Raw genomic sequence first — 23783 nt, 5'->3', positions numbered from 1 at the left:
AAAGCTTTGAGTTTGTCAGCTAAACTCTGCGTTTTCGCCGACGATGCCGTTCCAGTCCTTCGTATTAGTCGACCTTTTAGGTGCTGTTTGCACCTCGACAAAATGTTGCGCGTGAACAAGCTGGGTCAATCGCAGTCTGTTCTGCATCGAATATTTATTTGCCGAGGCGCCCTTTGGCGCGTCGCTACCGTGAGATAGCCGTCCTCCATGTTTGGTTCCAACGACGACAAGAAAGCCCCAGCTGCGGCTGGTGAGAAGAAAAGCCTGTTCGGATGGCTGCGCAAAAAGCCGCAGGAACCCGTCGTCGAACAGCCACAGCCACTTCCTGAGCCCACGCCTGCGCCGGTAATAGAAGAAGAGCCCGCGCCGATTGTCTTGCCGATCGCCGAGCCGGTGCTGCAACCGGTCGCCGAGCCTGAGCCTGATGTCGTCGCCGAAGTCGTGGCCCAGATGCCGCTCACGCCCGTTGCCGAGCCATGGCTGACGCTGCCAGTGGCGGAAGAGCCGGTGGCATTGGTCGAAGATGAGCTGGCGCCGCACGTTACGCCGCCGATTCCAGCGCCGACTGCGTTTGCTCCTGAGCCCGTTCAAGCGCCAGTGGTTGAGTCGGTTGTCACGCCAGTGGTGGTGGCCGAGCCTGAACCGGTTGTTCCAGAACCTGTGGTGCCCGCATTCGTTGCTCCGGTTGCTCCGGTTGCTCCGGCTGCTCCGGTTGTCCAAGCGCCGGCTCCGGCCATCGCTCCCGTCGCTCCCGTTGCCGCCGCACCTGTCGTTCCCATCGAAGCGCCTGCCGAGCCTGTGCGTACCGAAGAAACCAAAGCCGGTTTCTTCGCCCGCCTGAAACAAGGCTTGACCAAGACCAGCGCCAGCATCGGCGAAGGCATGGCCAGCCTGTTTCTGGGCAAGAAGATCATCGATGACGAGCTGCTCGAAGACATCGAGACCCGCCTGCTGACGGCCGACGTGGGCGTCGAGGCGACTTCGGTGATCATTCAGCGTCTGACCCAGAAGGTCGCCCGTAAAGAATTGGCCGATGCCGACGCACTGTACAAATCCCTGCAAGCGGAATTGGCGGCGATGCTCAAGCCTGTCGAGCAACCGCTGAAAATCACTTCGCAGACCCAGCCGTTCGTCATCCTGGTCGTCGGCGTCAACGGTGCCGGCAAGACCACCACCATCGGCAAACTGGCGAAGAAGCTGCAGCTCGAAGGCAAGAAAGTCATGCTCGCGGCCGGCGATACCTTCCGCGCCGCCGCCGTCGAACAATTGCAGGTCTGGGGCGAGCGCAACAAGATCCCGGTCATCGCCCAGCACACCGGCGCTGACTCGGCTTCGGTTATCTTCGATGCCGTGCAAGCCGCCAAGGCCCGTGGCATTGACGTGCTGATCGCCGACACCGCCGGTCGTTTGCACACCAAAGACAACTTGATGGAAGAGCTGAAGAAGGTTCGCCGGGTGATCAGCAAGCTCGACGCCGACGCGCCTCACGAGGTGCTGTTGGTGCTTGATGCCGGTACAGGACAGAACGCGATCAGCCAGGCCAAACAATTCAACCAGACCGTCGAACTGACAGGCCTGGCGCTGACCAAGCTCGATGGCACCGCCAAAGGCGGGGTGATTTTCGCCCTCGCCAAGCAGTTTGGCCTGCCGATTCGCTACATCGGCGTCGGTGAAGGCATCGATGATTTGCGTACTTTTGAAGCAGAACCCTTTGTCCAGGCATTGTTTGCCGAGCGGGAGCGTTCATGATTCGTTTCGAACAGGTCGGTAAACGCTACCCGAACGGCCACGTCGGCTTGCATGAGCTGAGCTTTCGAGTCCGTCGGGGCGAGTTTTTGTTTGTGACCGGGCACTCTGGCGCAGGTAAAAGCACTTTGTTGCGCCTGCTGCTGGCGATGGAGCGTCCGACCACTGGCAAGTTGCTGCTGGCGGGGCAAGACCTTGGCACCATCAGCAACGCGCAGATTCCTTATCTGCGGCGCCAGATCGGCGTGGTGTTCCAGAATCACCAGCTGTTGTTCGATCGCACGGTGTTCAACAACATCGCGCTGCCCTTGCAGATCCTTGGGTTGTCCAAGGCCGAGATCGCCAAACGCGTGGATTCGGCGCTGGAGCGCGTGGCGCTGTCGGACAAGACCGACTTGTACCCTGGCGACCTGTCCACCGGTCAGCAGCAGCGCGTCGGCATCGCCCGCGCCATCGTTCACCGCCCGGCCTTGCTGCTGGCGGACGAACCGACCGGTAACCTCGATCCGCGTCTGGCGGCCGAAATCATGGGCGTGTTCGAAGACATCAACCGTCTGGGCACCAGCGTGCTGATTGCCAGTCACGACCTGGCACTGATCGCCCGCATGCGACACCGCATGCTGACCCTGCAACGCGGCCGGTTGATCGGCGACGGGGAGGCCGGCGTATGAGTGCGACACGCAGCCCCAAGGTTTCCGAGCGCGTGGCCCCGAAGGCCGCCGATCAGCAACCGCAGAAGAAAAAACGCGACGATGATGACGGTCCGGATTTCGCCACACTGTTCCGTGCCTGGGTCGAGAGTCATCGCGCCAGCCTGCTCGATAGCTTGCGTCGTTTGGGCAAGCAGCCAATCGGTAGCTTCTTCACCTGCATGGTAATGGCGGTTGCCCTGAGTTTGCCGATGGGCCTGTCACTTTTGCTAAGTAACGTCGAGCGTCTCGGCGGTTCCTGGCAGCGTGCGGCGCAGATTTCCCTGTATTTGCAAATCGAGGCCAGCCCTGCGGAGGGCGAGTCGTTGCGCGAGCAGATCAAGGGGATGCCTGGCGTAGCTGATGCTGAATATGTCGGCCGCGATCAGGCGCTGGAAGAGTTCCAGCAGCAGTCCGGCCTGGGCGAGGCGCTCAAGGAGCTGCCGGAAAACCCGCTGCCAGGCGTGGTGCTGGTCACCCCGAACGAAGTCGACAAGCCCGCGCTTGAAGCATTACGACAAAAACTTTCCGAGCTGCCCAAGGTACAACAGGCGCAACTTGATCTAGTCTGGGTCGAGCGTCTGGCAGCGATCCTCAAGTTGGGTGACCGTTTTGTCTTCGGTCTGACCGTGCTTCTGGTTTCTGCATTACTTTTGGTGATAGGCAATACCATTCGTCTTCATATTGAAAACCGCCGCACAGAGATAGAAGTGATTAAACTCGTCGGCGGCACTGACAGCTATGTACGCAGGCCCTTTCTGTATATGGGTGCGCTTTATGGCTTCGGTGCGGGGATTCTTTCCTGGGGCGTATTGGCGTTCGGCCTTGATTGGCTGAACGACGCGGTGGTTGGGCTGGCCGGTCTGTATGGCAGTGATTTTGCGCTGGCCGGAGTGCCAGTTGCCGACGGTCTGTCTCTCTTGCTTGGCGCGGTGCTGTTGGGGTATATCGGTGCATGGATTGCAGTCGCACGCCACCTGCGGGAGCTTGCGCCAAAGTAATATCATTTTGCTCGTATTGACCTTTCAGCGTTTATGGGAACTTGTCTTTCGGTTTCCGGTCAATTTTCGCAGTGCTGAACTGCACGAGTTATGTAAGTCGGAGGTTTTTTCGTATGACCAATTCTTTGCAACCTGCATATGCTCTGGTCCCGGGTGCGAACCTGGAGGCCTATGTGCACACCGTGAACAGCATTCCATTGCTGACGCCGGAGCAGGAGCGTGAACTGGCCGAGAGTCTCTATTATGAGCAGGATTTGGGGGCGGCTCGGCAGATGGTGCTCGCCCACCTGCGTTTTGTTGTACATATCGCCCGTAGCTATTCCGGCTACGGTCTGGCTCAGGCTGACCTGATCCAGGAAGGCAATGTCGGCCTGATGAAGGCCGTGAAGCGTTTCAACCCGGAAATGGGTGTGCGCCTGGTGTCCTTTGCCGTGCACTGGATCAAGGCGGAAATCCACGAGTTCATCCTGCGCAACTGGCGGATCGTGAAAGTCGCGACCACCAAGGCCCAGCGCAAGCTGTTCTTCAACCTGCGCAGCCAGAAGAAACGTCTGGCGTGGCTGAACAACGAGGAAGTCCATCGTGTGGCGGAAAGCCTCGGTGTAGAGCCTCGGGAAGTGCGTGAGATGGAAAGTCGCCTGACCGGCCATGACATGGCCTTCGACCCGGCCACGGAAGCGGACGACGACAGTGCTTTCCAATCGCCGGCCAACTATCTGGAAGACCACCGGTACGACCCGGCCCGTCAGCTGGAAGATGCCGACTGGAGCGACAACTCCAACCACAACCTGCACGAAGCGCTCGAAGTGCTGGACGACCGCAGCCGCGACATCCTCTACCAGCGCTGGCTGGCGGAAGAAAAAGCCACGCTGCATGACCTGGCGCAGAAGTACAACGTGTCGGCCGAGCGTATTCGTCAGCTCGAGAAGAGCGCGATGAACAAGCTCAAGTTGTCGATCGCCGCCTGACCGCAGCTCCGGCATAAAAAAAACGCCCCGATCATTGATCGGGGCGTTTTTGTTTGTGGATCAAAAGGTCACTGAGCCCAAGGTACGCGGCGTGAATCATTGATTCCTACAAGGTAGCTATCGCCACCGAGCTGACTCATCTGCTGTCGAATCCATCCCGCTCGCCGTGCGACGTAGTTAGTTGGATGACTGGCGCTCCACACCCGCGGGTTAGGCAGCACCGCCGCCAGCAAACTGGCCTGCTGCCGGGTCAGCGAGCGAGCGCCGACACCAAAGTGATGCCTGGCTGCTGCTTCAGCGCCAAACACACCGTCATCCCACTCGACACTGTTGAGGTACACCTCAAGTATTCGCTGCTTGGGCCAGAACACTTCGATCAGCCCGGTAAACCAGGCTTCCAGGCCTTTGCGCAGCCAGCTGCGGCCGGACCATAGAAACAGATTCTTCGAGACCTGCTGGCTCAGGGTGCTGGCGCCGCGAATCGTTCCACCGAGTTCGTTGTGGGCCAGAGCGGCCTGGATCGCGCCAAAGTCAAAACCCCAATGCTCCGGGAATTTCTGATCCTCGCCGGCAATCACTGCGACTTTCAGGTCATCGGAAATTTCATCCCAGGGTTTCCAGGTGCGCTGCAGATCGATGGGCTCGCCGTCGAACCAGGATTCGACCTTACGCTCGACCATCAACGCCGTTCCCGGTGGCGGTACCACGCGAAAGATCAGCACCAGTAATACGCTGCCACCCGCGAACCAGAGCAGGGCCTTCGTGAATCGTCGCAAAAATAAACGCAGCATAGAGATGGCTTGGCCGAACCCGTTGAGCGGGCCATTATACAGACCCTGTGGATCGAGTCTGACTGGAGTTCTTCATGCTGCGTGGCTTTCTGATGCTGGCCGCTTTCTTCGGCTTCACCGGCGTTGCCCTTGGCGCGTTCGCCGCCCATGGCTTGAAAAGCCGTCTGACGCCCGAGTACCTGGCGATTTTCCACACCGGCGTGACCTACCAATTGGTGCACACGTTGGCCTTGCTGGGCGTTGCGCTGCTGGTCACGCAGATTCCCGGTCGCCTGATCACCTGGGCGGGTGCATCGTTTGTCGTCGGCATCCTGCTGTTTTCCGGCAGTCTGTACCTGTTGACCATGACCGGCGTCAGCAAGCTCGGGATCATCACCCCCTTCGGCGGGCTGGCATTTCTGGTCGGCTGGTTCTGTCTGGGGCTTGCCGCCTGGCGGTTGAGCTGACCGGGTGGTCCATTTCATGACGAATGGCTTGGGTCGCCAAGACTGATCGGGCTAGAATGCCAGCCCCTAAAAATGATGGCGGCATTCGGCATGCGCATTCAGTTGAACGGCGAATCCCTTGAACTGCCCGACGGTGAAACCGTTGCGGCCCTGCTGACCCGTCTGGAACTGACCGGACGCCGGGTGGCGGTCGAACTCAATCTGGATATCGTCCCGCGCAGCCAGCATGCGGAAACCACGCTGAACGACGGCGATTCCGTCGAGGTGGTCCACGCCATCGGCGGCGGCTAGTCGTCCGGCCCATAAGGGCACAGAATTCTGCAAGAACCTCACTCCTACAGAGGATTTCCCATGAGCATCGTTCGTAGCGACAAGCCCTTCGTCCTGGCCGGTCGTACTTACCAGTCGCGTTTGCTGGTAGGCACCGGCAAGTACCGCGACATGGAAGAAACCCGCCTGGCCATCGAAGCCTCGGGTGCCGAGATCGTCACCTTCGCCGTGCGCCGCACCAACCTCGGCCAGAACCCGGGCGAACCGAACCTGCTCGAAGTCCTGTCGCCGGATCGCTACACCTTCCTGCCTAACACCGCCGGTTGCTTCGACGCTACCGAGGCGGTGCGCACCTGTCGCCTGGCCCGTGAGCTGCTCGGCGGCCACAACCTGGTGAAGCTGGAAGTGCTGGCGGATCAGAAAACCCTGTTCCCCAACGTGATCGAAACCCTCAAGGCCGCCGAAGTGCTGGTCAAGGAAGGTTTCGACGTGATGGTCTACACCAGCGATGATCCGATCATCGCCCGTCAACTGGCGGAAATCGGCTGCATCGCGGTCATGCCGCTGGCCGGCCTGATCGGCACGGGCCTGGGGATCTGCAACCCGTACAACCTGCAGATCATCCTCGAAGAAGCCAAGATCCCTGTGCTGGTGGACGCCGGTGTCGGTACCGCCTCCGACGCCACTATCGCCATGGAACTGGGTTGCGAAGCGGTGCTGATGAACTCGGCCATCGCCCATGCCCAGCAGCCGGTCATGATGGCTGAAGCCATGAAACACGCCATCGTTGCAGGTCGCTTGGCCTACCTCGCCGGCCGCATGCCGAAAAAACTCTATGCCAGCGCCTCCTCGCCGCTGGATGGTCTGATCAAGTAAGAGCCATTGATGACTGAATCAAACGACACGCCTATCCAGACGGAAGAAGGCGACGAGCGCCAACACCGCCGCATCAAGAGTTTCGTGATGCGCGCCGGGCGCATGACCGAAGGCCAGCAACGCGGTCTGGAACAGGGTACGCCGCTGTTCGTGCTGCCTCTGGCCGACGCGCCGGTGGACTTCGATCAGGTGTTTGGCCGTTCGGCGCCGCGCTCGCTGGAAATCGGTTTCGGCATGGGCCACTCGCTGCTGGAAATGGCCGCGGCCTCGCCAGAGCAGGATTTCATCGGCGTGGAAGTGCACCGTCCGGGTGTTGGTGCGCTGCTCAATGGCGTGCTCACTCAGGGCCTGACCAACCTGCGGGTCTACGATTGCGATGCGATCGAAGTGCTCAACCGCTGCGTGGCCGACAACAGCCTCGATCGCCTGATGCTGTTTTTCCCGGACCCATGGCACAAGAGTCGCCACCACAAGCGCCGTATCGTTCAGGCATCGTTCGCTGAGCTGGTGCGCAGCAAGTTGAAGGTCGGCGGTGTGCTGCACATGGCCACTGACTGGGAACCGTATGCCGAGTACATGCTGGAAGTGATGAACGTCGCGCCGGGTTATCGCAACCTGGCCGAAGATGGCAAATGCGTCCCGCGTCCGACCGAGCGCCCGATCACCAAGTTCGAACGCCGCGGCGAACGACTTGGGCATGGTGTGTGGGACCTGAAGTTCGAAAAACAGTCTTAAACCCTACGCAATACCAACTGTGGGAGCGAGCCTGCTCGCGATAGCGGTCTGACAGTCAACGAAGATGTTGAATGTCAGGCCCTCATCGCGAGCAGGCTCGCTCCCACAGTTGTTATGTGTGCTGTTCTGGAGTTCAGCGGCGGTCTGCGACGACGCCGATCAACACCAGCACCACCAACAACACCGGCGCCAGGCTGTAGTTGTTGAACTGGCTCAGGCCTTTGATGATCCACGGCGTGGCGTAGATCAGCGCGACGCCGCTGCCGATCATGCACAGCAGGGCCATCAGCGGCACGCGCAAGGCGCCGGCGATGCTGCCCAGGCGTTGGTCGACCCAGCCTTTGATATCGGCACCAAACAACACCAGCAGGCTGCCCACCAGTGCCAGAGCGATTTCAGACAGGTTGCTACGGCTCCAGCGGGACGCGGTGGCGAGCAGGTCGAGTATCAAATCCATTCGTTTTCCCCTAAGGCTGAAATCAGCTCAGAAATGTTTGCAGCAAATCATTGAGAAACAGCTGTCCGCGATCGGTCGCCGCCAGACGTGACGGTTCGACCTGCAACAGGCCGCTTCGTTCGGCTTCCCGACGGCCTTCGGCGAGGCTTTCCAGGCTCAGCCCGGTGCGTTCCGGATACAGTCGCGATTCCACACCCTCGGTCAGGCGCAAGGCGTTCATCAGGAACTCGAACGGCAGTTCTTCATTGGTCAGGGCTTTCTCCCCAGCCTTGAAGCTTTTGGCCGGGTTGAGGTAGTCCTTCGGTAACCGGGTCTTCCAGGTGCGGACGATGCGTCCGTCCGGGTGGCTGAGCTTGCCGTGAGCCCCGGCGCCGATGCCGATGAAGTCGCCGAAACTCCAGTAATTGAGGTTGTGCCGCGCCGGACGACCGGGTTGGGCATACGCCGAGACTTCGTATTGCGCGTAACCGTGCTCGGCCAACAGCGCCTGACCGGCCTCCTGAATGTCCCACAGTGTGTCGTCTTCCGGCAGCGTCGGTGGCTGGTTCCAGAACACCGTGTTCGGTTCCAGGGTCAGCTGATACCAGGACAAGTGGGTCGGCTTCAGGGCGATGGCCTGGCGCAGGTCGCTCAGGGCGTCGTCCAGGGACTGATCGGGTAAACCGTGCATCAGGTCCAGATTGAAGTTGTCGAACCCGGCCTGACGGGCCATGCCGGCGGCACGGACCGCTTCGTCACCGTTATGAATCCGCCCCAAAGCCTTGAGTTTCTCTTCCTGAAAGCTCTGGATGCCGATCGACAGACGATTGATGCCCAGCGCCCGGTAGGCGACGAACTTCTCCTGTTCGAACGTCCCGGGATTAGCTTCCAGGGTAATTTCGATGTCGCTGGCGAACGGAATGCGTTGCTCGACGCCTTTAAGCAAGCGGCCCAGGGCTTCAGCGCTGAACAGGCTCGGCGTGCCGCCCCCAAAGAAGATCGAACTCAGCTCACGGCCGTAGACGGCATGCAGGTCCTGATCGAGGTCGGCGAGCAGCGCGTCCACATATTCTTCTTCCGGCAACACCGGGCTGGCGGTGTGGGAGTTGAAGTCGCAATAAGGGCATTTGCGCACACACCACGGAATGTGGATGTACAACGCCAGGGGCGGCAGCACAGGCAGGGCGGCCCGAGGCGATTGTGCGGCGCCGCCGAAGATCAGCGGCGACGCGGATGAGTCGTGGATCATTTCAGGCCCAGACGCTGGCGCAGCAGATCCATTGCACGGGCGCGGTGGCTGATGAGGTTCTTGTCGCTCGGGCTCAGTTCGGCGCTGGAGCAATCGCGCTCCGGCACCCAGAACAGCGGATCGTAACCAAAACCGTGTTCGCCGCTGGCCGCTGGCAGGATTCGTCCGTGCCACAGGCCTTCGCAGATAATCGGCAACGGATCGTCGGCATGACGCACCAGCGCCAGCACACAGACGAACTGCGCACCGCGCTCGGCTTGCGGCACGTCTTTCAACGCATCAAGCAGTTTGGCGTTGTTCGCCGCATCGCCTTGACCATCGGCGTATCGAGCCGAGTAGATACCCGGCGCACCGCCAAGGAAATCCACTGCCAACCCCGAATCGTCGGCCAGCGCTGGCAGGCCGGAGATGCGCGCGGCATTGCGGGCCTTGAGGATGGCGTTCTCGACGAACGACAGGCCGGTTTCTTCAGGTTCGACGCTGCTGAACTCGCCAATCGAGCGCAGTTGCACCGATTCGCCGAGCATGGCCTGAAGTTCCTTGAGTTTGCCGGCGTTGTGGCTGGCCAGCACAAGTTGCGTGAAGTTGATCATTCGCCGGGGAAGAGCTCTTGGTTGAAATTGATGGTGTTGGTTTTATCGCCGTTCTTCACGTTGACCTGGAAGGTACGTGTTTCCTGCTGATCGACCGGGTATTGCGCGATGTAGTAGATAGCGCCCTGTTCGGTGACCTGTTTGAATTTCAACGAAACGCTTTGGCTGGTGAGGTCTTTGACCGTGCCGTTGACTTCAGCGGTCATTGGCTTGCCATCCTTGAGCACGGAGACGTTTATCACACCCTGGTTCTTGCTTCGTGTCAGCCCGGCTGCTTTGGCGATATCCGGTGTCAGGAAGGTGGAGTTGAAGGTGTTGTAGTGCACCGTTACATCGCCAAAGGTTTCTTTACGCTCGCCTTTAATGACGTCGGCGGCCATGGCGGTGACGCTCAGGCAGGCAGTAAGTACAAACAGCGCTAGTCGACCCATGATCGTTCTCCTCGAAGTGTGGTGACTCAGACCGCGACCTTGTGGTCTTGCAGCCCTGGGCTGCTGACGCGGTAAATACCGATTTCACCTAATAGATTAGGCCATAGCTTACTGGCCCACCCGTGACGGTGCTGTTGATCCACGGCAAGCCGATCAATGACCCTGGCTTCACGTGCGCGACACAACGCTTCAAAGTCTTCGAAGGTGCAAAAGTGGATGTTCGGCGTGTTGTACCAGGTGTACGGCAGAAAATCGGACACTGGCATCCGGCCCTTGCTCGCCAGGTACCAGCGGCAGCGCCAGTGACCGAAGTTGGGGAAGGTGATGATGCACTGGCGACCGACCCGCAGCATTTCGTCGAGGATCTTGTCCGGGTAATGCACGGCTTGCAGCGCCTGGGTCATGACCACGACGTCGAAGCTGTTGCTGGCAAAGTTGCCCAGGCCCTTGTCCAGGTCTTGCTCAATCACGTTGATGCCCTTGGCCACGCACTCGGCGATGTTGTCCGGGTCGTTTTCCAGGCCATAACCGGTCACTTGCTTGTTATCGCGCAGCCAGGTCAGCAATTCGCCATCGCCGCAGCCGAGGTCGAGTACGCGGCTACCGGCGGGGATCCATTCCTGGATGATTTCCAGATCAGCTCTCATGGCTTTCTCACAACGTAATGCGGTTCATGTAATTGCTGAATGCCTGCAAGTAGCGCGGGATCGGAATCAGGAAGGCGTCGTGGCCTTGCGGAGCGTCGATCTCGAGGTAGCAGACGTCTTTCCTGGCCGCCATCAGCGCGTCTACCAGTTCCCGCGAGCGGGCAGGGGAGAAGCGCCAGTCGGTGGTGAAGGACATCACGCAGAACTTGGCTTGGGCGTTGGCGAAGGTTTTCGCCAGGTCATCGTCGAAGTTCGCCGCCGGATCGAAGTAGTCCAGCGCCTTGGTCATCAGCAGGTACGTGTTGGCGTCGAAACGCCCGGAGAACTCTTCGCCCTGATAACGCAGGTAGCTTTCGACCTGGAATTCGACGCTGTGGAAGTCGTAGTTGAGCTTTTCGCTCTTCAGGCCCCGGCCGAATTTCTCGCCCATGGAGTCGTCGGACAGGTACGTGATGTGCCCGACCATCCGCGCCAGCATCAAGCCACGCTTGGGGATCACGCCCGCTTCCTGGAACGAACCGCCGTGGAACTCGGGGTCAGTGAGGATCGCCTGGCGCGCCACTTCGTTGAAGGCAATGTTCTGTGCCGACAGCTTGGGGGCCGAGGCGATGGCCAGGCAGTGGCGAATGCGATCCGGGTAAGTGATGCTCCACTGCATCGCCTGCATGCCACCGAGACTGCCGCCAATCACGGCGGCCCATTGGCCGATGCCGAGCAGGTCTGCCAGGCGTGCCTGGCTGTGAACCCAGTCTTCCACGGTCAACACCGGGAAGTCGGCGCCAAACGGCTTGCCAGTTTCAGGATTGACGCTGCTCGGGCCGGTAGAGCCGTTGCAACCGCCGAGGTTGTTCAGGCTGACCACGAAGAATTTGTTGGTGTCGATCGGCTTGCCGGGGCCGATGCAGCTATCCCACCAACCGGGTTTGCGGTCGTCGGGGCTGTGGAAGCCGGCAGCGTGATGATGACCGGACAAGGCGTGGCAGATCAGCACGGCGTTGCTCGCCGCGGCGTTCAGCGTGCCGTAGGTTTCGTAGATCAGGTCATAAGCTGGGAGCGAACGGCCGCAGGCCAAGGCCAGGGGTTCGCTGAAGTGCGCCACTTGCGGCGTCACCAGACCAACAGAATCGGGGGGAAAGGCAGTTGGCATCGACCCTGCTCTCGTTGAAATGAGGCGTAAGTCTAAAGACCAGTGTGGCTAGCGGCAAGCAAAGGCCGGGGTGTTTGGAAAATGTGTGTTCGGCTGGCGATCGACCCCTCACCCTAACCCTCTCCCCATGTTTGTACCGGACACATGGTGGACAGGTGTTCGGAGACATGGTGGACACTTTTAAATAGACACATTGCTCATCTGAAAGGAGATGGTTTGTGTCTTGGGAAGAGGTGTCCACCATGCAGCTTCGTTCCGAATTTGTACTGTTAGCTCGGCAAGAAGGGGCCAATATCCGACAACTCTGCCGACGCTTTCATATCAGCCCAAGCACCGGATACAAATGGCTTGGCCGGTTCGAAACCTCTGGTGCAGACGGCTTGCACGACCAGTCTCGGCGCCCAAAACATTCACCCAAACGCTGCGCTGATACGGTTGAAAAGCAGATTCTGGCCTTGGGGGTGGAGCACACGGCCTGGGGCGCCCGCAAGCTCAAACGCAATCTGGAGGATGAGGGGTATTTGATGCCCGCCGTCAGCACGGTGCATGCGATTTTGCAGCGTAATTCGCGAATCGACCCGCAGGCGGCAAATACCAAACCCTTTATCCGATTTGAGCATGAAGCCCCCAACGATCTTTGGCAGATGGACTTCAAGGGACATGTCGGCATGCGCCATGGTCGCTGCCATCCCTTGACGGTATTGGACGACCATTCGCGGTTCTCGCTGTGCATCGCGGCCTGTGGCAACGAGCAGCGTCAGACCGTGCAGGAGCAGCTTATCCACGTGTTTCGGCGCTACGGCTTGCCGATGCGCATGACCATGGATAACGGTGCACCGTGGGGCGATCAGAGCGGGGTTTATACCGCGTTAGAGGTCTGGCTGATGAGCCAGGGCATCCGAGTGGGCCACTCCAGGCCTTATCACCCGCAGACTCAGGGCAAGCTTGAGCGTTTTCACCGCAGCCTCAAGGCTGAAGTTTTGCAAGGTCAGTGCTTCATCGACCTGCTTGGGGCACAGAACGCCTTCGATATCTGGCGCGATATCTACAACCAGAAACGCCCCCATCAAGCATTGGAAATGGAGGTTCCAGCGACTCGCTACAGCTGTAGTCCTCGTGAATACCAGGAGCATCGGCAAGCACTGGAGTACGCCGAAGGGGATTTGATCAGAAAGGTTCAGGCCAATGGCGAGATGTACTGGAAAAGCCGCAAGTATGCGATTGGAAAGGCCTTCATCGGCGAGCACATAGCCATCAGAGAAACGACCGAGGATGGCATCTACGACATCTATTGGAGCAGACATCGCATTGCCAAAATTGACTTGAGCTTGCAGACCGTTGTATCAGGAAAGCGGCTTTGAAGACGTCCACCATGTCCCCGAACATGTGTCCACCATGTGTCCGGTACAAACACCCCAAAGGGGCGAGGGGACTGACCGAGGTGTTTGGCCAAGCTACATCGACCTGAAATATTGAGCCGAACTCAGGCTCCAAAAGCCATGAAGATCCGCTCCCTTTCCCCCTCTCCCCTATGGGGCGGTCCGACGTTTCGGGAGGGCTGGGGTGAGGGGTGGCTTTATGAAGCGACACCCAATCAAAGCGAACGCTGCACCAAACCCGGCAACTCCGGCAACTTCTTCGGCGAACAAATCCGCACCCGCTTCTGCCGGTTCAACTCGCCGCTAATCAAACTCACCTGGCTCTTGGAAACCCCAAACGCCTTGGCCAGAAATGCCATCAAATACGCGTTGGCCTTGCCTTCAACCGGCGGTGCGGTCAGGCGAATCTTCAATCGATCCCCATGCAGCCCACAGAAATCATCGCTGCGGGCCGCCGGTTGCAGGTGACACTCCAGAATCAGGTCGTCACCGTCCCAGCGAAAGTAGCTCACCGGGTCAGATCAGCAGACGGAGGATTTCCGGCATCATCGTCATGGCAGCGAGGTTGTTGATCACCAGCATGTCGATCAGCTTGAGTACGATGAACGCCAGGATCGGCGAGATATCCAGGCCGCCAAGGTTTGGCAGAATCTTGCGGAACGGCGCCAGGGCCGGTTCGCAGATCTGGTTCACCAGCTCGGCGCCAGGGTTATGGCTGCCCGGTGCGACCCAGGACAGGATCACGCTGATGATCAGGGCAAAGAAGAAAATCTTCAGGAACAGCGCGGTCACGCCAATCAGCGACCAGATCAGCAATTGCAGCGGGTTGCCGATGGTGCCGTAAGTCAGCAGCAGGGTCAGGGCCATCAACGCCAGCTGCACGAGGATCGCCAGCACCAGCGAGGACATGTCCAGGCCGAACATGCTCGGGATGATCCGGCGCAACGGCTTGAGCAGCGGCTGAGTGGCTTTCACGGCGAACTGGCAGAGCGGGTTGTAGAAGTTTGCGCGTACCAGTTGCAGCACAAAGCGCAGCAGCACGATCAGCAGGTACAGGCTGCCGAGGGTTTGCAGCACGTAGACCGCTGCAGTGTTCAATCCAATCATGTAAGGCTCCTTATTGACCCAATTGTTCGGCCATCTCGGCCGAGCGGTGCGCAGCGGCGCCGAGTGCTTTTTCTACCAGGGCTTCGAAGCCGCCGGCCTGGAACGACTTGATCGCCGCTTCCGTCGTGCCCGCAGGCGAGGTCACGCGGCGACGCAGTTCCGCAGCGTCGACGTCACTGGCCACGGCCATGTGAGCAGCGCCCAAAGCGGTTTGCAGGGTCAGTTGTGCGGCGATGTCTGCTGGCAGACCGAGCTTTACGCCGGCGGCGGTCATGGCTTCGATCAGCAGGAAGAAGTACGCAGGGCCCGAGCCGGAAACGGCGGTGACCGCGTCCAGTTGTTGCTCTTCATCCAGCCACAGTGCGATGCCGACGGCGGACAGCAGTTCTTGCGCCTGTTTGCGTTGCTCGGTGTTCACTTCAGCCGTGGCGAACAAACCACTCACGCCCTGACGCAGCAGCGCCGGGGTGTTGGGCATGCAACGCACGATCGGTTGGGCGCCGAGCCAGTTGTTCATGCTGGCGCAGGTGATGCCGGCCGCAATCGAAACCACCAGTTGATTCGGCTTGAGGCTTGGGCGAAGCGCTTCGCAGACGGCTTTCATCGCTTGGGGTTTGACCGCCAGTACGACGACTTCGGCGCCCTGGATGGCGTCGGCGTTGTCGGCGAACACGTCGATACCGTGTTCAGCGTTCACGCGAGCGCGGGTTTCAGCGCCCGGATCACTGGCGCGGATCTGCGCGGCGTCCAGACCTTTGGCGCGCAGGCCGCCGATCAGGCTGGCTGCCATGTTGCCGGCACCGATAAAGGCAATACGAGTCTTGCTCATGTCAGGTCCTTATAAAGAGAGGAGTCAGCCACGTTATGGCTGGCCATGCATTTGTTGAGAGCCGCGAGCACCAAACAGGGCCGTACCGATACGGACCCAGGTGGCGCCCATGGCGATGGCCGACTCGAGGTCGTGGCTCATGCCCATGGAAAGTGTGTCGAGCGGCAGGTTCAGGCTGGCTTGCAGGCTTTGTACGGCAGCAAAAGCGGCATCCTGGGCGGCGCGATCTTCGGTCGGCTCGGGGATTGCCATCAACCCGCGCAGTTTGATGCGGGGCAGTTCGCTGATGGCGTTGGCCAGGGCCGGCAGGTCGGCCGGGGTGCAGCCGGACTTGCTGGCTTCACCGCTGACGTTGACCTGGATGCAGATGTTCAGTGGCGGCAAATCGGCAGGACGTTGTTCGGACAGGCGTTGTGCGATTTTCAAACGATCCACGGAATGCACCCAGGCGAAGTGCTCGGCGATAGCGCGAGTCTTGTTCGATTGAATGGGGCCGATGAAGTGCCAGATCAAGGGCAGGTCGGCCAATTCGAGCTGTTTGCTCAGGGCTTCCTGCAGGTAGTTCTCGCCAAAATCGCGCAGCCCCGCAGCATACGCTTCGCGCAGGGCTTCGGCGGGCTTAGTCTTGCTCACAGCCAGCAGCTGGACGCTGTCTTCGTCGCGTTTTGCGGCGACGGCAGCGGCGTGGATGCGTGAACTAACCTGAGCGATGTTGTCTGCTATCGTGGACATCAAGAGGCGCCGGCGGCTGAAGGTTCGCGGCATTCTACTGGAATTGAGGAACGCTATGGATATCACTGAGCTGCTGGCTTTCAGCGCGAAACAGGGCGCGTCCGACTTGCATCTGTCTGCCGGCCTGCCACCGATGATTCGGGTCGACGGCGATGTGCGGCGCATCAACCTGCCGGCCTTGGACCACAAGCAGGTGCAGGCGCTGATCTACGACATCATGAACGACACGCAGCGGGTGGACTTCGAAAAGCACCTGGAGACCGACTTCTCCTTTGACGTGCCCGGCGTGGCGCGTTTTCGGGTTAACGCGTTCAACCACAATCGCGGTGCTGGCGCGGTGTTCCGGACCATTCCGTCCAAGGTCCTGAGCATGGACGACCTCGGTATGGGGGAGGTGTTTCGCAAGATTACCGAAGCGCCGCGGGGGCTGGTGCTGGTGACCGGTCCGACCGGTTCCGGCAAATCCACCACCCTGGCGGCGATGATCGATCACCTGAACACCCATCGTCATCACCACATCCTCACCATCGAAGACCCGATCGAGTTCGTCCACGAGTCGCGCAAATGTTTGATCAACCAGCGTGAAGTCCATCGCGATACACGCAGCTTCGCCACGGCGCTGCGCTCGGCCCTGCGGGAGGACCCGGACGTGATTCTGGTGGGGGAGATGCGGGATCTCGAGACCATTCGCCTGGCGTTGACCGCCGCCGAAACCGGTCACCTGGTGTTTGGCACGCTACACACGACATCAGCGGCGAAAACTATCGACCGGGTGGTGGACGTGTTTCCGGGGGACGAGAAGTCGATGGTTCGTTCGATGCTTTCCGAGTCGTTACTGGCGGTGGTGTCGCAGACGTTGGTCAAGAAAATCGGCGGCGGGCGGATCGCGGCCCACGAAATCATGCTCGGCACGTCGGCGATCCGTAACCTGATCCGCGAAGATAAAGTGGCGCAGATGTACTCGTCGATTCAGACCGGGGGAAACCTGGGGATGCAGACGCTGGATATGTGCTTGAAGGAGCTGGTGAGCAAGGGCTTGATCAGCCGCGAGCATGCGCGGGAGAAGGCGCGCACGCCGGATGGTTTTTGAGGCTTAAAAGCAAAAGATCGCAGCCTGCGATCTTTTGATCTTGCTTCAAATCAGCGCTGAACAACCTGCAGGGTGTTCTTCTCTTTCGGCATAACCCGCTTGGCAACCACGTAGTGGCTTTCCCAGTAGGGTTTTTTCAGCGTGTCGATGGTCACCGACTTGCCACGACGTGGTGCGTGGATGAAGCGGTCGTTGCCCAGGTAGATGGCAACGTGATTGACCCGACGGCTCTTGATGTTGAAGAAAATCAGGTCGCCAGGCTTAAGATCCTTGCGATCGACTTTCTCCCCATGACCGCTGGCCATGGCGTTGGAGGTGCGCGGCAGGTCAAACGTGGCGTCGTTAAACGCGTATTTCACCAGGCCACTGCAGTCGAACCCTTTACTTGGGCTGCTGCCGCCCCAACGGTACGGAGTACCCAGGACGTTTACGGCGCGGCTCAGCACGTTGCTGCTTTCCTTGCTCGCCATCGGCGGTACAAGGCTGCTTTTGCTGCTGCTCAACTGGGGAGCGCGTTTTGCGGATTGTTTGTTTTTGCTCGAAGGAGCAGAAACATGGGATTTTTGGGTGTAACCATTAACGTCAGGAAGACGTTGCTCACGATTGGTGGCGTGGGCGGCCAGTGGCATCAAAAGGCAAATGGTTAGCCATGTCTTGAAAAATGGACGCATTAGGCAAGGCTCATATAAGTTAGCGCGCAACTTTATAACAGCTTTTTTGGCCCTTCCGAGGCCGTTGGTCGATTCAACTTTCGGACAACGGAACCAAATAAGCAGAAAATTGACGCAATTGTCGGACAGAAGTCAGGTGGTATAAGGCTTTGACGGGACACAAGGTAGCAGATGCCATACGTCGGCCACCTGTAAAAAAGTCACAAAGAATTCAAGAATATTTATCTATCGTATGAAACGAGGACCCTCATGAACACCTATCAACAGTCCGATCCGCAACAAGATACCCACAGCAAAGTGATCGGTTACCTGCTGTGGATTTTGGGTTTTACCGGCGCTCATCGCTTCTATTACGGCAAGCCGGTGACCGGGACGATCTGGTTCTTCACCTTAGGTTTGTTGGGTATCGGTTGGCTGATCGACCTGTTTCTGATCCCGGCCATGGATCGTGAAGCGGACCTGCGTTTTACCGCCGGGCCTATTGAGTACAACGTTGCGTGGATTCTGCTGACGTTTCTTGGGGTGTTCGGCGTGCACCGGATGTATCAGGGGAAGTGGATCAGCGGATTGCTGTACCTGGTGACGGGTGGGTTGTTCTTTCTGGGGGTGCTGTATGACTTCTGGACGCTGAATGATCAGGTGTCGATTCGCAATGCGCAGAACCGAGGTGCTTTCCAGTAAGTCATCGTCGGATCGCCGCCCGGAGCCGGCTCGCTCCCACAGGGTTGATGCGGTCCATGTGGGAGTGAGCCTGCTCGCGATTGTAGCGACCCGGTCTTACGCCTGGTGGCTAATACGCCCATCCACCAAGGTGTAACGCACCACGCCCGGCAAGCTGTGGCCAATGAACGGGCAGTTTTCGCCTTTGGACAGCCAGGTCTCACCAGCCACGGTCGAAGCCGCCGGATCGAACAGCACGATGTCCGCCGGTCCCCCTACCGCCAGTTTGCCCGCCGGCAGGCGCAACGCCTCGGCAGGTCCGGTGCTCAAACGTGCCAGCAGTGTTGGCAGGTCCAGCAAACCATCCTCCACCAGCGTCATCGCCAGCGGCAACAGCAGTTCAACGCTGCTGATGCCTGGCTCGGTGGCCCCGAACGGCGCCAGTTTGGCATCCCGCTCGTGGGGTTGGTGATGGCTGGAGATCGCCGATACCACACCCGATTTCACCGCTTCGCGCAGGCCGTCGCGGTCAGCGCGGGTGCGCAGCGGTGGCTGGACGTGATAGAGGCTGCTGAAGTCGATCAGCGCTTCGTCGGTCAGGATCAGCTGATACAAGGCGACATCGGCCGTCACCGGCAGGCCACGAGCCTGGGCCTGAGCGATCAGGGCCACACCACGGGCGCTGGTGAGCTGGCTGAAGTGCGCACGCACGCCACTTTGCTCGACCAACAGCAGATCTCGGGCCAGAGCCACGGTTTCGGCGGTTTCGGGAATGCCCGGCAAACCGAGAAAGCTGGCGGTCGGGCCTTCGTGGGCCAGGCCACCTTCGGCCAGGTCATGGTCCTGAGAGTTGAAAATCACCGTCAGGTCGAATGTTGCGGCGTATTCCAGCGCCCGGCACAGCGTGCGGGTGTTGCGGAAGCTGTCCAGACCGTTGCCGAAGGCCACGCAACCGGCGTCGCGTAAGGCAACCAGTTCGGCCAGCTGTTCGCCGTCCAGGCCTTTGCTCAGGGCGCCGATCGGAAAAACCTTGGTGTTGCCGGCCTCGCGGGCGCGGTCGAGGATCAGTTCGGCCACGGCCGAGGTGTCCAGCACCGGTTTGGTTTTCGGCGGGCAGCACAGGCTGGTGACGCCACCGGCTGCGGCGGCGCGGGTTTCGCTGACGATTGATCCTTTACGGCTGTAGCCCGGCTCGCGCAGGGCGACGTTCAGGTCAACCAGCCCAGGGGCGGCGACCAGGCCTTTGGCGTCGAGGGTGTCGACGGCGACAAAACCGGCCGGCGCGGCGCCAAGGGCAATGATCTTGCAGGCTTCAATATGGATATCGGTAACTTGATCCAGGCCACTGGCCGGATCGATGACGCGGGCGCCGAGAATGCTGAGCTTCACTGGGCGTTCTCCTGCTCGAATTGGCGCTGGGCAGTCTGCCCGCTCATGGCCATGGACAGCACAGCCATACGAATCGCAATACCGTAGGTGACTTGATTGAGGATTACCGAGTGCGGGCCATCGGCCACCGCCGACTCGATTTCCACGCCGCGGTTGATCGGCCCCGGGTGCATGACGATGCAATCCGGTTTGGCTCCGGCCAGGCGCGCGGTGGTCAGGCCGAACAGGCGGTAGAACTCACCTTCGCTCGGCAGCAGGCCGCCAGTCATGCGTTCACGCTGCAGGCGCAGCATGATCACCACGTCGACGTCTTTCAGGCCTTCGGTCATGTCGGTGTAAACCTTCACGCCGTATTGCTCGATGCCGATCGGCAGCAGGGTTTTCGGCGCAATCACGCGGATGTCCGGGCAACCGAGGGTTTTCAGTGCCAGCATGTTCGAGCGTGCCACCCGCGAGTGCAGGATGTCGCCGACGATGGCTACGGAAAGGTTTTCGAAACCGCCCTTGTGCCGACGGATGGTGAGCATGTCGAGCATGCCCTGGGTCGGGTGGGCGTGACGGCCGTCGCCGCCGTTGATGATCGCCACCTGCGGGCAGACATGTTCGGCGATGAAGTGCGCCGCGCCGGAATCACCGTGACGCACGACGAACATATCGGCGGCCATGGCTTCCAGGTTGCGCAGGGTGTCGAGCAGGGTTTCGCCCTTGCTCGCCGATGACGTGGACACGTTCAGGGTGATCACGTCCGCCGACAGCCGCTGGGCCGCCAGTTCGAAGGTGGTGCGGGTGCGGGTGGAGTTCTCGAAGAACACGTTGCACACGGTCTTGCCGCGCAGCAACGGGACTTTCTTCACCGCCCGGGCGCCGACTTCGAGGAACGAGTCGGCGGTGTCGAGGATTTCCGTCAGCAGCTCGCGGCGCAAACCGTCGAGCGAGAGGAAGTGGCGCAGCTGGCCCTGATCATTGAGCTGCAGCGGGCGCTTGGTTTCTAGAGGCGTCATCGCGAGGGGGACTCTCAATAGGGCGAATTAAAGGGCGAGGTCTTGCAGTTCGAGCTTGAGTTCCGGGCCGGACAGTTTCACCCGTTCGTGGGCTGCCAGCGACAGGGTCGCACCGACCACGTTCGGGCGGATCGGCAGCTCGCCGGCGTCCAGGTCCAGCAGGCACACCAATGTCACGCTGGCCGGGCGGCCGTAGTCGAACAGCTCATTGAGGGCGGCGCGGATGGTCCGGCCGCTCATCAGCACGTCATCGATCAGCACCAGGTGTTGGCCTTCGATCTCGAACGGCAGCGCCGAAGGGCGCACTTGTGGGTGCAGGCCGTTCTGACTGAAGTCGTCGCGGTAGAAGGAGACGTCCAGGGTGCCGAGGGGCGAGTCGCTGCCCAGTTCATCGAGCAACGCCTGGGCGACCCAGACGCCGCCGGTACGAATACCGATGTAGCGCGGTTCGCTGATGCCACGTTTGGCCAGATAGGCGTCAAGCCGGGTCGCCATCTGGCTGATCAGTTCAACGGGATTGGGCAGGCTCATGGTTGCTCCTTCTTGGGCCCGAGCCGGGTTCTGCTGGAGAGGTGGCTCGGGTTGTAGCTAAGTAGAGACGCTGCAGCGGCTCTTCAGGATTCGAACAGTGCGGTGTTTTCGTCGAGCCAGCCTTGCAGCAGCAGGGCGGCGGCGATGGCGTCCACCGGGTTGTCGCGGTAGCTGCCCTTTTGTCCGCCACGATCACGTCGTTCACCCTTGGCTTCGAAAGTGGTCAGGCGTTCATCGTGGGTATAGAAGGGCAGGTTGTAGCGGCCATTCAGGCGGCGGGCGAATTTCTCGGCGCGCAGGCACATGTCGCTCGGCGTGCCGTCCATGTTCAAGGGCAGGCCAACCACCACGGCATCGGGTTTCCACTCTTTAATCAGGGCTTCGACCTGATTCCAGTCGGGAATACCGTTTTGTGCCTTCAAGGTGCACAGCTCGCGGGCCTGGCCGGTAATCACCTGGCCGACCGCAACGCCGATCTGTTTGGTGCCGTAGTCGAAACCCAAAATCAGGCGCAGGGCCATCAGGCGTGTCCCGCCTGGCTGGTCAGCAGGCTGAGGTTGACGCCCAGGTGCTTGGCCGCTGCTTCCAGGCGCAGTTCGCTGCTGGTGTTGAACAAAATATCGGCATCAAACGGGCAGGTCAGCCAAGCGTTCTGGGCCAGTTCGGCTTCCAGCTGCCCGGCTTCCCAGCCAGCGTATCCGAGGGCGATCAGGCTTTTCGCCGGACCGACGCCGTCGGCGATGGCGAACAGCACATCCTGAGAGGTCGACAGAGCCAGTTTCTCATCGAGCTCGACGGTGGCCTGATAACTCTGCCCCGAGGGGTGCAGAACAAAACCGCGATCGGTCTGCACCGGGCCGCCGATGAAGATCGGCACATGCTGGCAGAGCACCGGCGGTTCGATGTCGGGGCGCAGTTGCTCGAGGATATCGGCCAGGTTGAGGTCTTGCGGACGATTGACCACCAGGCCCATGGCACCATTGGCCGTGTGTTCGACGATGTAGGTCAAGGTGTGCGCAAAGTTCGGGTCGACCATGTGAGGCATGGCGATCAGGAATTGATGCTTGAGGTAGCTGGGGCTGACGTTCTTCATGAGCGCTAGTGTGGCGTTGGAGGGGCGAACTGACAAGCTGAGGATGGCGCAATTTGGCAGTCGACACAGATCAAATGTGGGAGCAACTGTCTTGATGACCTTTATTTTGAAAGCATATTGATAGACGGCTGAACTCCCACAGCTTTAGGCCATGCGATGCCCTACAGGAACACCGCGACCCGTTTAGGCCAAGGGTTCTTTCCACTCGGTTCGGTCTCGGATCATGGCGTTCAGCCGTATCAACAACACACGCATACAGGCGATGAGCGCTACTTTTGCGCATTTACCCTTATGACGCAGTGCGTCATACCGCGCTTTGAACTCAGGCTGTCGCTGAATCACCACCCAGCACGCCATGTACATTGCCCGACGCGCAGCAAACCTGCCGCCGCTAATGTGGCGGGGGCCTTCATGCTTGCCACTGTCGTCGTTGTAGGGGGCTATGCCTGCCAGCGCTGCAATCTCGTGCCGTCCAACCTCGCCCAGCTCGGGTAAGTAGGCCATCAAGCTGGCTGCCGTCACGAGCCCTATACCCTTGACCGAGCACAAACGGGCCGTTTTATCACTGTCCAGGTCTTTAGCAGTTTGACGGATCAGCTTTTCTATCGACTTTATGGCTTGGCATAAATAGTCGATATGACTTCGCAGACAGGGTTTTACCGTGTCAGCAGAGGCTGTTTTAAGGCGCCGTATATCGTCGCCTTGCTGCTGAACAAAATTTTCGCGCTGCTGTACCAGCGCACGCAAATTGTCCTGTTCAGGGCTGGTGATTCGGTTGCTTGGCGACTTTATGACTTCGGCAAACTGCGCGAGCAGCCGCGCATCTATCGGGTCGGTTTTAGCGCGCTGCCCCATGGCCTTGGCAAAATCCCTGGCTCGGCGAGGGTTGATCCGCAAGACTTCGAAGCCGGCAGCCTGAAGCGCTTTCATGACCTCTCGCTCATAGCCGCCGGTGGCTTCCAGCAATACGCGGCTGACCTGATAGCGCTTTAACCAGTCAATCAGCGCAAGGAAATCACTGGCGGTATTGAGGTGACTCGCGCCAACGTCTTGCGGGTTAATCCGAACTTCAAGGGTATCTTTGGAAACATCGATGCCTGCGCAGGAAAACATAGCCGATCCCTCTTACACTCAAAGGTGAGAGCGCTCTGGCTGGGCACCACGCTTGTAATGTTCGAGGTCGGCTCGTTCAACTGTTCGGGCTCAATAACCAGAGCGGAGAGGTGAATGGCAGCATGGGCTCCCACACGTGCTTTAAGCACTCCGGGCATTCAGC

Annotated in this window: 29 protein-coding genes; 11 read left to right on the top strand and 18 right to left on the bottom strand. The window is 59.9% G+C overall.

What is annotated here, in order from left to right; translation table 11 throughout:
• Positions 1 to 207: 207 nt before the first annotated feature.
• The 4 genes from ftsY to rpoH all read left to right on the top strand — a co-directional run bounded on the left by ftsY (position 208) and on the right by rpoH (position 4404).
• Complete coding sequence (ftsY, locus tag QFW87_RS27775; RefSeq protein ID WP_283189334.1) at positions 208 to 1749, top strand: signal recognition particle-docking protein FtsY; 1542 nt, start codon at positions 208 to 210, stop codon at positions 1747 to 1749.
• Positions 1746 to 2417 carry a cell division ATP-binding protein FtsE gene (gene ftsE, locus QFW87_RS27770; RefSeq protein WP_283182044.1) on the top strand — a complete coding sequence of 224 codons (672 nt, stop codon included), beginning with the start codon at positions 1746 to 1748 and terminating at the stop codon, positions 2415 to 2417. The genes ftsY and ftsE overlap by 4 nt, the downstream gene beginning before the upstream one ends.
• Entirely contained in the window at positions 2414 to 3436 is a 1023-nt protein-coding gene (gene ftsX / locus QFW87_RS27765) for a permease-like cell division protein FtsX (protein WP_008152652.1), read from the top strand. Before ftsE ends, ftsX begins: the two co-directional genes overlap by 4 nt.
• A gap of 113 nt (positions 3437 to 3549) precedes the next feature.
• Complete coding sequence (gene rpoH, locus QFW87_RS27760; protein ID WP_033060492.1) at positions 3550 to 4404, top strand: RNA polymerase sigma factor RpoH; 855 nt, start codon at positions 3550 to 3552, stop codon at positions 4402 to 4404.
• 68 nt (positions 4405 to 4472) lie between these two features.
• On the opposite strand, the gene mtgA is transcribed toward rpoH, so the two are convergent.
• Positions 4473 to 5195, bottom strand: a complete 723-nt coding sequence (gene mtgA, locus QFW87_RS27755; RefSeq protein ID WP_283182041.1) for a monofunctional biosynthetic peptidoglycan transglycosylase — start codon at positions 5193 to 5195, stop codon at positions 4473 to 4475.
• Between the two features lie 74 nt (positions 5196 to 5269).
• Between mtgA and QFW87_RS27750 the strand changes: the two genes are divergently transcribed.
• The 4 genes from QFW87_RS27750 to trmB all read left to right on the top strand — a co-directional run bounded on the left by QFW87_RS27750 (position 5270) and on the right by trmB (position 7522).
• Positions 5270 to 5641, top strand: coding sequence for a DUF423 domain-containing protein (locus QFW87_RS27750; RefSeq protein WP_283182040.1), 372 nt, complete (start codon positions 5270 to 5272; stop codon positions 5639 to 5641).
• Between the two features lie 90 nt (positions 5642 to 5731).
• Positions 5732 to 5932, top strand: coding sequence for a sulfur carrier protein ThiS (gene thiS / locus QFW87_RS27745; protein WP_007897898.1), 201 nt, complete (start codon positions 5732 to 5734; stop codon positions 5930 to 5932).
• 60 nt (positions 5933 to 5992) lie between these two features.
• Positions 5993 to 6787 carry a thiazole synthase gene (locus QFW87_RS27740; RefSeq protein WP_150767690.1) on the top strand — a complete coding sequence of 265 codons (795 nt, stop codon included), beginning with the start codon at positions 5993 to 5995 and terminating at the stop codon, positions 6785 to 6787.
• A 9-nt stretch (positions 6788 to 6796) separates the two neighbouring features.
• Positions 6797 to 7522 carry a tRNA (guanosine(46)-N7)-methyltransferase TrmB gene (gene trmB, locus QFW87_RS27735; protein ID WP_111448446.1) on the top strand — a complete coding sequence of 242 codons (726 nt, stop codon included), beginning with the start codon at positions 6797 to 6799 and terminating at the stop codon, positions 7520 to 7522.
• A gap of 133 nt (positions 7523 to 7655) precedes the next feature.
• Here the strand turns inward: trmB and QFW87_RS27730 are convergent, their stop codons facing one another.
• Genes QFW87_RS27730 through QFW87_RS27705 form a run of 6 tightly spaced genes read right to left on the bottom strand, consistent with a single transcriptional unit; the run spans position 7656 to position 12025 of the window.
• A complete protein-coding gene (locus tag QFW87_RS27730; protein WP_283182039.1) occupies positions 7656 to 7979 on the bottom strand; it encodes a DUF3392 family protein in 324 nt (107 codons plus the stop codon).
• Between the two features lie 22 nt (positions 7980 to 8001).
• Entirely contained in the window at positions 8002 to 9207 is a 1206-nt protein-coding gene (hemW, locus tag QFW87_RS27725; protein ID WP_283189333.1) for a radical SAM family heme chaperone HemW, read from the bottom strand.
• A complete protein-coding gene (gene rdgB, locus QFW87_RS27720; protein ID WP_283182037.1) occupies positions 9204 to 9800 on the bottom strand; it encodes an RdgB/HAM1 family non-canonical purine NTP pyrophosphatase in 597 nt (198 codons plus the stop codon). The genes hemW and rdgB overlap by 4 nt, the downstream gene beginning before the upstream one ends.
• Positions 9797 to 10231: a DUF4426 domain-containing protein gene (locus QFW87_RS27715; RefSeq protein ID WP_283182036.1), complete on the bottom strand. Its 435-nt coding sequence runs from the start codon at positions 10229 to 10231 to the stop codon at positions 9797 to 9799. The genes rdgB and QFW87_RS27715 overlap by 4 nt, the downstream gene beginning before the upstream one ends.
• A gap of 26 nt (positions 10232 to 10257) precedes the next feature.
• Positions 10258 to 10878, bottom strand: a complete 621-nt coding sequence (gene metW, locus QFW87_RS27710) for a methionine biosynthesis protein MetW (RefSeq protein ID WP_283182035.1) — start codon at positions 10876 to 10878, stop codon at positions 10258 to 10260.
• Positions 10879 to 10885: 7 nt separating this feature from the next.
• Positions 10886 to 12025, bottom strand: coding sequence for a homoserine O-acetyltransferase (locus tag QFW87_RS27705; RefSeq protein ID WP_283189332.1), 1140 nt, complete (start codon positions 12023 to 12025; stop codon positions 10886 to 10888).
• A 242-nt stretch (positions 12026 to 12267) separates the two neighbouring features.
• Between QFW87_RS27705 and QFW87_RS27700 the strand changes: the two genes are divergently transcribed.
• Positions 12268 to 13386 (top strand): IS481 family transposase, encoded by a 1119-nt coding sequence (locus tag QFW87_RS27700; RefSeq protein ID WP_283182018.1) that lies wholly within the window; start codon positions 12268 to 12270, stop codon positions 13384 to 13386.
• 233 nt (positions 13387 to 13619) lie between these two features.
• Here the strand turns inward: QFW87_RS27700 and QFW87_RS27695 are convergent, their stop codons facing one another.
• The 4 genes from QFW87_RS27695 to QFW87_RS27680 are packed head-to-tail and all read right to left on the bottom strand — an operon-like array spanning position 13620 to position 16072.
• Complete coding sequence (locus tag QFW87_RS27695) at positions 13620 to 13916, bottom strand: DUF167 domain-containing protein (protein WP_283189331.1); 297 nt, start codon at positions 13914 to 13916, stop codon at positions 13620 to 13622.
• A gap of 4 nt (positions 13917 to 13920) precedes the next feature.
• Complete coding sequence (locus QFW87_RS27690) at positions 13921 to 14511, bottom strand: YggT family protein (protein WP_283182032.1); 591 nt, start codon at positions 14509 to 14511, stop codon at positions 13921 to 13923.
• Between the two features lie 10 nt (positions 14512 to 14521).
• Complete coding sequence (gene proC, locus QFW87_RS27685; RefSeq protein ID WP_283182031.1) at positions 14522 to 15340, bottom strand: pyrroline-5-carboxylate reductase; 819 nt, start codon at positions 15338 to 15340, stop codon at positions 14522 to 14524.
• Between the two features lie 33 nt (positions 15341 to 15373).
• Complete coding sequence (locus QFW87_RS27680) at positions 15374 to 16072, bottom strand: YggS family pyridoxal phosphate-dependent enzyme (RefSeq protein WP_283182030.1); 699 nt, start codon at positions 16070 to 16072, stop codon at positions 15374 to 15376.
• 55 nt (positions 16073 to 16127) lie between these two features.
• Here QFW87_RS27680 and QFW87_RS27675 point away from each other — a divergent pair, with 55 nt between their 5' ends.
• Entirely contained in the window at positions 16128 to 17162 is a 1035-nt protein-coding gene (locus QFW87_RS27675) for a type IV pilus twitching motility protein PilT (protein ID WP_008152619.1), read from the top strand.
• A gap of 50 nt (positions 17163 to 17212) precedes the next feature.
• Here the strand turns inward: QFW87_RS27675 and QFW87_RS27670 are convergent, their stop codons facing one another.
• Complete coding sequence (locus QFW87_RS27670; protein ID WP_283182028.1) at positions 17213 to 17833, bottom strand: C40 family peptidase; 621 nt, start codon at positions 17831 to 17833, stop codon at positions 17213 to 17215.
• A 249-nt stretch (positions 17834 to 18082) separates the two neighbouring features.
• Between QFW87_RS27670 and QFW87_RS27665 the strand changes: the two genes are divergently transcribed.
• Positions 18083 to 18514, top strand: a complete 432-nt coding sequence (locus QFW87_RS27665; protein ID WP_283182027.1) for a TM2 domain-containing protein — start codon at positions 18083 to 18085, stop codon at positions 18512 to 18514.
• Positions 18515 to 18610: 96 nt separating this feature from the next.
• Here the strand turns inward: QFW87_RS27665 and QFW87_RS27660 are convergent, their stop codons facing one another.
• The 6 genes from QFW87_RS27660 to QFW87_RS27635 all read right to left on the bottom strand — a co-directional run bounded on the left by QFW87_RS27660 (position 18611) and on the right by QFW87_RS27635 (position 23620).
• On the bottom strand, positions 18611 to 19882 hold the full coding sequence (locus QFW87_RS27660) for a dihydroorotase (RefSeq protein WP_008152614.1): 1272 nt from the start codon (positions 19880 to 19882) through the stop codon (positions 18611 to 18613).
• On the bottom strand, positions 19879 to 20883 hold the full coding sequence (locus QFW87_RS27655) for an aspartate carbamoyltransferase catalytic subunit (RefSeq protein ID WP_007897943.1): 1005 nt from the start codon (positions 20881 to 20883) through the stop codon (positions 19879 to 19881). Before QFW87_RS27655 ends, QFW87_RS27660 begins: the two co-directional genes overlap by 4 nt.
• Positions 20884 to 20910: 27 nt before the next feature.
• Positions 20911 to 21414: a bifunctional pyr operon transcriptional regulator/uracil phosphoribosyltransferase PyrR gene (pyrR, locus tag QFW87_RS27650; RefSeq protein ID WP_033060467.1), complete on the bottom strand. Its 504-nt coding sequence runs from the start codon at positions 21412 to 21414 to the stop codon at positions 20911 to 20913.
• 83 nt (positions 21415 to 21497) lie between these two features.
• Positions 21498 to 21935, bottom strand: coding sequence for a Holliday junction resolvase RuvX (ruvX, locus tag QFW87_RS27645; protein WP_005792259.1), 438 nt, complete (start codon positions 21933 to 21935; stop codon positions 21498 to 21500).
• Entirely contained in the window at positions 21935 to 22507 is a 573-nt protein-coding gene (locus QFW87_RS27640; protein ID WP_046045231.1) for a YqgE/AlgH family protein, read from the bottom strand. Before QFW87_RS27640 ends, ruvX begins: the two co-directional genes overlap by 1 nt.
• Before the next feature lie 183 nt (positions 22508 to 22690).
• Positions 22691 to 23620, bottom strand: coding sequence for a transposase (locus QFW87_RS27635; protein ID WP_283180508.1), 930 nt, complete (start codon positions 23618 to 23620; stop codon positions 22691 to 22693).
• Between the last annotated feature and the right edge of the window lie 163 nt (positions 23621 to 23783).

Source organism: Pseudomonas sp. PMCC200344, from assembly GCF_030053095.1.
Lineage (GTDB): Bacteria > Pseudomonadota > Gammaproteobacteria > Pseudomonadales > Pseudomonadaceae > Aquipseudomonas > Aquipseudomonas svalbardensis.
The sequence above is the reverse complement of the archived record's forward strand: the minus strand, read 5'-3'. Positions and strand labels throughout refer to the sequence as shown.